Annotated in this window: 6 protein-coding genes; 2 read left to right on the top strand and 4 right to left on the bottom strand. The window is 58.5% G+C overall.

The features are described 5' to 3' along the window. The coding region (locus B2P82_RS00275) for an ATP-binding cassette domain-containing protein (protein WP_349679712.1) at positions 1-440 on the bottom strand (440 nt) is incomplete at its 3' end. A gap of 406 nt (positions 441-846) precedes the next feature. On the opposite strand from B2P82_RS00275, the gene B2P82_RS00270 reads away from it, so the two are divergent. Beyond that, on the top strand, positions 847-1,809 hold the full coding sequence (locus tag B2P82_RS00270) for a peptidoglycan-binding domain-containing protein (RefSeq protein WP_290494253.1): 963 nt from the start codon (positions 847-849) through the stop codon (positions 1,807-1,809). 51 nt (positions 1,810-1,860) lie between these two features. Here the strand turns inward: B2P82_RS00270 and B2P82_RS00265 are convergent, their stop codons facing one another. The 3 genes from B2P82_RS00265 to B2P82_RS00255 are packed head-to-tail and all read right to left on the bottom strand — an operon-like array spanning position 1,861 to position 5,656. Beyond that, the gene (locus tag B2P82_RS00265; RefSeq protein ID WP_290494251.1) at positions 1,861-2,535 is read right to left on the bottom strand and encodes a pseudouridine synthase; all 675 of its coding nucleotides are present in this window, start codon (positions 2,533-2,535) and stop codon (positions 1,861-1,863) included. Then, positions 2,532-3,572, bottom strand: coding sequence for a class I SAM-dependent methyltransferase (locus B2P82_RS00260; RefSeq protein ID WP_290494249.1), 1,041 nt, complete (start codon positions 3,570-3,572; stop codon positions 2,532-2,534). The genes B2P82_RS00265 and B2P82_RS00260 overlap by 4 nt, the downstream gene beginning before the upstream one ends. A gap of 56 nt (positions 3,573-3,628) precedes the next feature. Beyond that, positions 3,629-5,656 carry a transglycosylase domain-containing protein gene (locus tag B2P82_RS00255; protein ID WP_290494247.1) on the bottom strand — a complete coding sequence of 676 codons (2,028 nt, stop codon included), beginning with the start codon at positions 5,654-5,656 and terminating at the stop codon, positions 3,629-3,631. A 209-nt stretch (positions 5,657-5,865) separates the two neighbouring features. Here B2P82_RS00255 and B2P82_RS00250 point away from each other — a divergent pair, with 209 nt between their 5' ends. Next, entirely contained in the window at positions 5,866-7,395 is a 1,530-nt protein-coding gene (locus B2P82_RS00250) for a flavin-containing monooxygenase (RefSeq protein ID WP_290494245.1), read from the top strand. Positions 7,396-7,443: the final 48 nt, after the last annotated feature.

Below are 7,443 nucleotides of genomic sequence, written 5' to 3'. Positions count from 1 at the left end.
GGTTCGTCCAGCAACAACACATCAGGCTCGCGCGCAAATGCTTTGGCAAGGGCCGCGCGGCGCTGTTGTCCTCCCGACAGGGTGGTTGGGTCCGCCGCGCCATCGACGCCGAACTCCATCAGCTCTGCTTCGGCCATGTAGCTGGCCTCGAGACCTTCCGATACATAGTCCAGAACCGTCTCGAATCCGGCCAGACTGGGCTCTTGGGAAACGATGGCATATGTAATGCCAGGCTGACGCCAGACGTCTCCGCTGTCGGATTCGACACTTTCGGAGATGATTTTCATCAATGTCGACTTGCCGGCGCCATTTCGCCCGACCAAAGCGACTCGTTCGCCCTTGGATAGGGAGAAGCTGACCCCCGTAAACAGGGGCTTGCCACCAAAGGTGAGGCGAAGGTCGTTCAGGGTGATCAATGGGGGCTGTGCCATAGGCGCGATGTAGCGTGTGCTACAGGTTCGCGCTAGGGGGCGCATGCGGTGTCTGGGTGCACGGGCCCGCAGGATTTTGGACCAGAACCAACGCACGAAAACTTCACTGGTGAAGTTTGACCAAAGACCCCGTTCATTCCGGGATGCGCGTTCTGCGCATGCAAAATTCTACCTTCCGTATGCGATGCGGAATAAGAAATGCAGTCGATTGCAGTAAATCCGGCCGGCGTTCAGGTAGCGTTCATTGCGAAACTTTCATCTGTTTCCTCGTTGCCTCAGCACCGGCGTTTTAATCGCCAGGCTGACGGGTGACAAAGTGTTGGGGGGACACATGACAAAAACAATCGTTCCCCCGGCTATATCTTGGTGCGCGTTAATTCGAGAACGAATTATGCGTGTGAATAGGGGACAAATCATGTCAAAGAAAATTCTCATCGCCTCCGTTGCTGTTGCTACTCTTGTAGGCGCCGCATCTGCGGCTGAATCCAGCGATTATCCGCCGGCATCCGATCCGGGTACATGCTATGCGCGGGTTTTGATTCCTGAGCAGATCAATGTTCAGACGGAACAAGTTGTTGACCGCCCGGAAAGCACCGAAATCAAGCTGGTTCCTGCAACTTATGAGACCGTGACCGAGCAGGTTCTGGTCAAGGAAGAAACAAAGAACATCCGCGTTATCCCGGCGACATACGAGACTGTCACCGAGCAGGTGCTCGTGGCACCTGAGCGCATCGAAACCACCGTCGTTCCGGCAGAATATGAGACCTATACAGAGCAGGTTCTCATCCGCGAAGCCTACACGACCTGGAAGCCTGGCAATGGCTTGTACGGTCGCGCGACGGACGCATCGGCGTCATCCAATGGGGTTTCCACGGGCGAATTGCTGTGCCGTGTCGAAGTGCCAGCCGAGTACGAAACCGTGACGCGCACACGTCTCCTTTCGCCAGAGCGAACGGAAACCCGCACCATTCCGGCCACCTACGAAACCGTGACCAAGGAAGTCGTGGTTGAAGAAGCACAAGTGGTCGAAGAGATCGTGCCGGCTGTCTACAATACTGTGAATGTCGAGAAACTGGTCACGCCAGCCAGCGAGGAAACCCTCGTTGTTCCAGCCACATACAAGACGATCGACAAGCGCGTCGTCAGCGGCGGTGGCGCTCTGGAGTGGCGTGAAGTCCTCTGTGACACCAACGCGACCTCGTCCAAGATCCGCAGCGTTCAGCAGGCGCTCTCCGATGCGGGCTATTCGAACCCGGTCGATGGCGAATTCGGCCCGGCCACGCTTACCGCAATGGAATCCTACCAGCGGTCCAACAATTTGCCGGTTGGCTACCTGACCATCTCTACGGTCGAGTCGCTGGGTCTGACCAAGAACTAGGCCCCTGACCCTGGCGACTTGCCCCGCGCGTCTTCGGACGTGCGGGGTTTTTCATGCACCAAGCCGTGCAAGGTCGTCTTCATCCAGCACGCGCCACTCGCCTTCCGGAAGACCGCCAAGCTCCAGCGCGCCAAAGCTGGCGCGGTGTAGGGCCTCTACGTGATTGCCTGCGGCAGCAAACATGCGGCGGACCTGATGGTATCGGCCTTCCGTAATGGTCAGGCGCGCCGAGCGCTCGCCGGTGACTTCGAGACGCGCTGGCAATAGAGGTTTTTCTTCACCTCGCAACATTAGCGTGCCGCTGGCAAACAGCTCTGCCTCATGACCCTCCAGCGGGCGCGCCAGAGCTGCCTCATAGGTTTTCTCGGTTGCTGATTTTGGTGAGATCAGTTTGTGAAGCAGCTTACCATCATCCGTGAACAGCAAAAGTCCTGTCGTATCTGCATCCAGTCGCCCGATCGTTGAGAGGGGCGGGCTGCGTTGGAGGAAGCGTGATGGCAGCAATTCATAGACCAGTCGGCCCTGGTCGGCCCGCGAGCAGGTAAAGCCCGCCGGCTTGTTCATGATCAACACCATGCCGGGCGCCGGGTCGAGCGGTTCGTCGTCGAAGCGAAGATCATCGCCTGCGCCGGTTAGGCGGCCTGCGCGGATCGCGGCCTCCATTTCCTTGCGGCTGCCATAGCCAAGGTTCGCCAAATATTTTGCAAGCTGACGATCAGGTTTCATCGCTTCCGCTTTGGCTTCTCCGCACGGAGAATCTTGTAGCCGCCGGAGTCTTCCAGCATTTCAAAGGTCTTGAAGCATTCGCCCAGAACCTCTTCATATGGCAAGTGGCGGTTGGCGACGAGCCAGAGTTGTCCGCTACCACGGAGCGCCTTTGCGGCAGAACGTATGAAATCCTGACCCAGCGATGCGGCATCGGCGCGGCCAACATGGAAAGGTGGGTTCATCACGATGAAATCGTACGGCGTGCTGCCACCTTCTTTCGTCGCATCTGCCCATTTCATGTCCCAGTTTTCAAAGCCGGATAGAGTTTGCGCAATACAGGGCAGGGCGCGATGTTCAGCTTCCAGCAGGGTCATGTGTTCGACATGGCGGCAATGCTGGAGGATCTCGCGGGACAGGAATCCCTGGCCTGCGCCAAAATCTGCGCCGCGCCCGCGAATGTTTTCCGGTACGCTGTCTGCAAGCAGTTCAGACCCCGCATCGATCCGGTTCCAGGAGAACAGGCCAGGGCGACTCCACACACCGGCTTCCATTTCCTGCGGTGCATCGCGCGCGATCCACTCTTCCATCAGGTCGGTATTTATCTGTGAGCTGTTTTTGACGGTCCAGAAGGCGCGGCACTTGTTCTTTGAAAGCGCCTCGGTTTCGCCGGCGATCTCGCGCAGCAGTTTCTCGATCGTCTTGGAGCCGAGCGTGTTGGGCAGGCAGGCGAGGATCACGCCACCCTCCGGCGCGTCGCGCAGGGCGCGGGCGAATAGGGCGCGCGTTTCATCCTTCTGGCGAGGTGGCAGGAGCAGGGTCAGCTGTGTGGCCGGGAAGGTCTCGGTCTCAGGCGGCAGGACATCAAAGCCGGCAGCCTTCAGTGCCTCATGATCGGGTTTGAAACTGTTCTGGCAGACAAGGCGCTCTTTCGGGAGGCGCGCGAGATGCGGCGACAGCTCTGCGCGCAGGAACAGGATCGGCCCCTGATCGGGCAAGGTTACGGCCCCGTCATCAAGGGCCAGCATCAGGGTTTCATAGACAGCAGTATCAAACATGCGCGGTCTTTAATGGGTTTGTCCGGCGCGGGAAAGTCCCGGCCATCATACCGCATCTATTGGCGGATGATCCGCACGCCGTTGCTGGTTCCGCTGCGCGAGCTTGACGCTGTACCAAACGCCTGCGCCATGCCGCGATAGAAGGTCACGCGTTCTTCGGCGGCTTCGCTCATTTCAATGCCCGCTTCTGCGCCAAGCAGGGGCTCTGGCGGCATACCCGCATGGGCGATTTCCATGATGTCCGACCAGAGATCGGCTGGCAGGCCGCCCCCGGAAACCTTTGCCATGGGACTGTCATCATCATTGCCGACCCAAACGCCCCCGACATATGCGTTGGTGAATCCGATGAACCAGGCATCGCGCCAGTCCTGGCTGGTGCCGGTCTTGCCGGCGACCATCCAGTTGCCAAACCGCGCACGGCGGCCGGTTCCGAACCTGGCATTGACGACGCGGGCGAGCATGCCGTTCATTTCCTTGGCAAGCTCATGATCATAGACCCGGTCGCGATTATAATCGGGACGCGTGTAGAGCACATCGCCGCGCGAATTTTCGATCTTCTCAATCAGCCACGGATCCATGCGCAGCCCGCCCGACTGGAACGTGCCAAATGCGCGGGTGATTTCCCACAACGAAACTTCCTGACTGCCCAGCGCAATGGAGGGGAATGGCTGCAGCGGCGTCGTGATGCCAAAGCGACGCGCAATATTGATGACGCTTTCTTCGCTGGCTTCCTGCGTCAGTTCAGCGGCAATCGTATTGGTTGAGCGCGCCATGGCCTCGCTCAATGTCATGGGCCCCAGGAAGCCGCCGCCATAGTTTTCGGGTTGCCATTTGCCAATGGCGAGCGGGGCATCCTCGAATACGTCATAGGGTGAATAGCCATTCTCCAGCGCCGCGGCATAGACGAAGGGCTTGAAACTGGAACCCGGCTGACGCTTGGCTTGCGTCACACGGTTGAATTCTGACTCGGTGAAATCGCGCCCGCCGACCAGCGCCGCAACGCGACCGTCGCGGTCGATGACGAGGGCAGAGGCCTGGCTCGCTTTTGCGTCCTTGCCATCTTTCTCCATGCGCGCGTCCAGCTTTGCGCGTATCTTGTCCTGCATCTCGATATCGAGCGACAGGGTCACCACCATATCACCCGGTGGCCGCGGCAGCATAAGCTTCACCCGGTCGGCAACCGTGTCCATCACATAGCCAAGTTGGGGATCATAAGCGGGCGCGTCGATGATGGTGATGTCGGTCTCAATGGCGTCGGTCACTTCATCGGCCGTGATGAAGCCAAGATCGGCCATTTGTTCCAGAACATAGAGCTGGCGTGACTTGGCGCCTTCCAGATTCTCCCGCAAGTTCAGTTTCGACGGTGCCTTGGGCAGCGCAGCCAGAATGGCAGCTTCCGGTATGGACAAGTCTTCCGGCGGCTTGCCGAAATAATAGCGTGAGGCCGCGTCGATCCCATAAAGGCCGGCGCCGAAATAGACCCGGTTCAGATAGAGCGTGAGAATTTCGTCCTTTCCGAGCTTCTTTTCCAGTTCGCGCGCCAGTTTCATTTCCTGCGCCTTGCGGGACATGGTCTGACGGCTGTCCAGAACAAGATTCTTGATGAGCTGTTGGGTGATCGTGGACGCACCGGACACGGTCTCCCCGGCGCGCATGTTCGACCAGGCTGCACGTGCGATGGCGGCATCGTCTGCCCCATCATGTTCGTAGAAGCGCTTGTCTTCGGCGGCGATGAAGGCTTGCGGCACGTGCGGGGGCAGGCGGTTGATGTCAGTCGCGCGGCCATAGCGCGGCCCACGCACGTCCAGTGTGTTGCCATCGCGGTCAACGAATTCGATCGCGGCTTCGCGCTTGGCGTCCCACAGCTCAGCGACCGGCGGCAGGCTCGGCATGCCAAAATAAAGCGAACGCCATTTCCAGAAGGCCCACCCAGCGCCAATCAGCATCACGACAAGGATGAACAGCATCAGGTAACGGCCAGCACGTGTGCCGAGAAAGCCAAAGCGTGACCGCGGTACCTTGATCGCCTGCGATCCGCCCGTCTTGGCCGCCTTTTTGGGCGTTTTGCGTGGTGTCTTCGCCATGTTTTCCAGATACCTGAATTCGGGTTTCCAGCAAGCTAAATGCCGAAGGAATTGGGCGAGGTGAAGGCACCGCCTGCAGCACGCGCCCTGCCGCGAGGTCACGCCTTACAATAGGGGCTATTCCTGAGTGATATGAGATCAACAAGCTGGTTCAATGAAGTCAGCAAGATCAGGGCTAGACAAAAAGGCCCGGCACTCCGGAGGAAATCATGCCCACATCGCCCGCCGCCACGCCCGCAGAACATTTTGACGTGCTGATCGTTGGCGCAGGGATTTCGGGCGTCGGCGCAGCATGGCACATGCAACACCAGAGCCCGGACAAGAGTTTCTGCGTGCTCGAAGCCCAGGGCGGCTATGGTGGTACATGGCGCACGCATACCTATCCCGGTATCCGCTCAGACAGTGACCTCTATACGTTCGGCTACCGTTTCAAGCCGTGGACCGGTGCGCCCATCGCGGCGGCGCAAGAGATCATGACGTATATGGGCGAAGTGGTCGAGGAGAACGGTCTGGATCGCCACATCCGGTATAATCACCGGATCATCGGTGCCGACTGGTCATCCCGGCACAAGCTCTGGATGGTAACCGCCAAGCGCGAAGATACGGGCGACACGCAGACTTTCACCGCAAACTTTCTCTGGATGTGCCAAGGCTACTACAATCATCAGAAGGGCTACACGCCCGAATGGGACGGCATGGAGGACTTCCGGGGGCAGATCATCCACCCCCAGACCTGGCCAGAAGATGTCGATCTCAAAGGCAAGAAAGTTATCTGTATCGGTTCCGGCGCCACGGCAGCGACAATCGTGCCTGCCATCGCCGAGGATTGCGAACATGTCACGCTATTGCAGCGCTCGCCGACCTATTTCACGCCCGGCCGCAATGTGAATGAGCTGGCGGATGCCCTGCGCGAGCAAAATGTTGATCCGGCATGGATCCACCAGATCATCCGCCGCCGGGTCCTGTTTGATCAGACGAAGTTCATGAACCTGGCAGAGGAACAGCCGGATCTTGTACGAGCCGAGTTGCTCAAGGGTGTGCGCGAATTCCTTGGGCCTCACTACCCGATCGATCCGCACTTCACGCCACACTATCGCCCGTGGCAACAGCGCATCGCCTTTGTGCCCGATGGTGACCTGTTCCAGGGCATCGCAAGTGGCAAGGCCAGCGTCGTCACCGATCATATCGATCACTTCACTAAAAAGGGCATCCTGCTGAAATCGGGCGAAGAGCTTGAGGCTGACATCATCATCACGGCGACGGGCTTCAACCTGTCGGTGTTGGGAGACATCCCGTTTTCCAAAGATGGAGCGCCCATCGATTTCAGCCAGACGGTTACCTATCGCGGTATGATGTTCACCGGCGTGCCCAACATGGCATGGGTATTTGGCTATTTCCGCGCCAGCTGGACGTTGCGTGTAGATCTTATGGGGGATTTTATCAGCCGCATGCTGAAGCATATGGATGATATCGGTGCAAAGGAAGTGCGTGTCGAATTGCGCGAGGAAGACAAGGGGATGGATATCCTGCCCTGGATGGATACGGACAATTTCAATCCAGGTTACATGATGCGATCACTTCACTTGATGCCCAAACGTGGCGCGCATGACATCTGGCAACACTCGCAGGATTACTGGCGCGAGAAAGACGAGATGCCGCTCATAGATCTGGACGGCGAGGAGTTTGTCTATGATGGGATTGCGGCGCGCGCCAAATCGAAAGATGACGCGCTCGTTTGAATTCCATCTGGCCAAGCCGGTCGTCCCCGTCTAGCGTTGCCTTCCACA

The sequence above is a fragment of the Hyphomonas sp. UBA4494 genome (genome assembly GCF_002388935.1).
Lineage (GTDB): Bacteria > Pseudomonadota > Alphaproteobacteria > Caulobacterales > Hyphomonadaceae > Hyphomonas.
The sequence above is the reverse complement of the archived record's forward strand: the minus strand, read 5'-3'. Positions and strand labels throughout refer to the sequence as shown.

Excerpts from the sequence above, each read along its gene's own strand:
- B2P82_RS00270 (WP_290494253.1), top strand. The coding sequence starts at position 847 with ATGTCAAAGAAAATTCTCATCGCCTCCGTTGCTGTTGCTACTCTTGTA.
- B2P82_RS00250 (WP_290494245.1), top strand. The coding sequence starts at position 5,866 with ATGCCCACATCGCCCGCCGCCACGCCCGCAGAACATTTTGACGTGCTG.
- B2P82_RS00260 (WP_290494249.1), bottom strand. The coding sequence starts at position 3,572 with ATGTTTGATACTGCTGTCTATGAAACCCTGATGCTGGCCCTTGATGAC.
- B2P82_RS00265 (WP_290494251.1), bottom strand. The coding sequence starts at position 2,535 with ATGAAACCTGATCGTCAGCTTGCAAAATATTTGGCGAACCTTGGCTAT.
- B2P82_RS00255 (WP_290494247.1), bottom strand. The coding sequence starts at position 5,656 with ATGGCGAAGACACCACGCAAAACGCCCAAAAAGGCGGCCAAGACGGGC.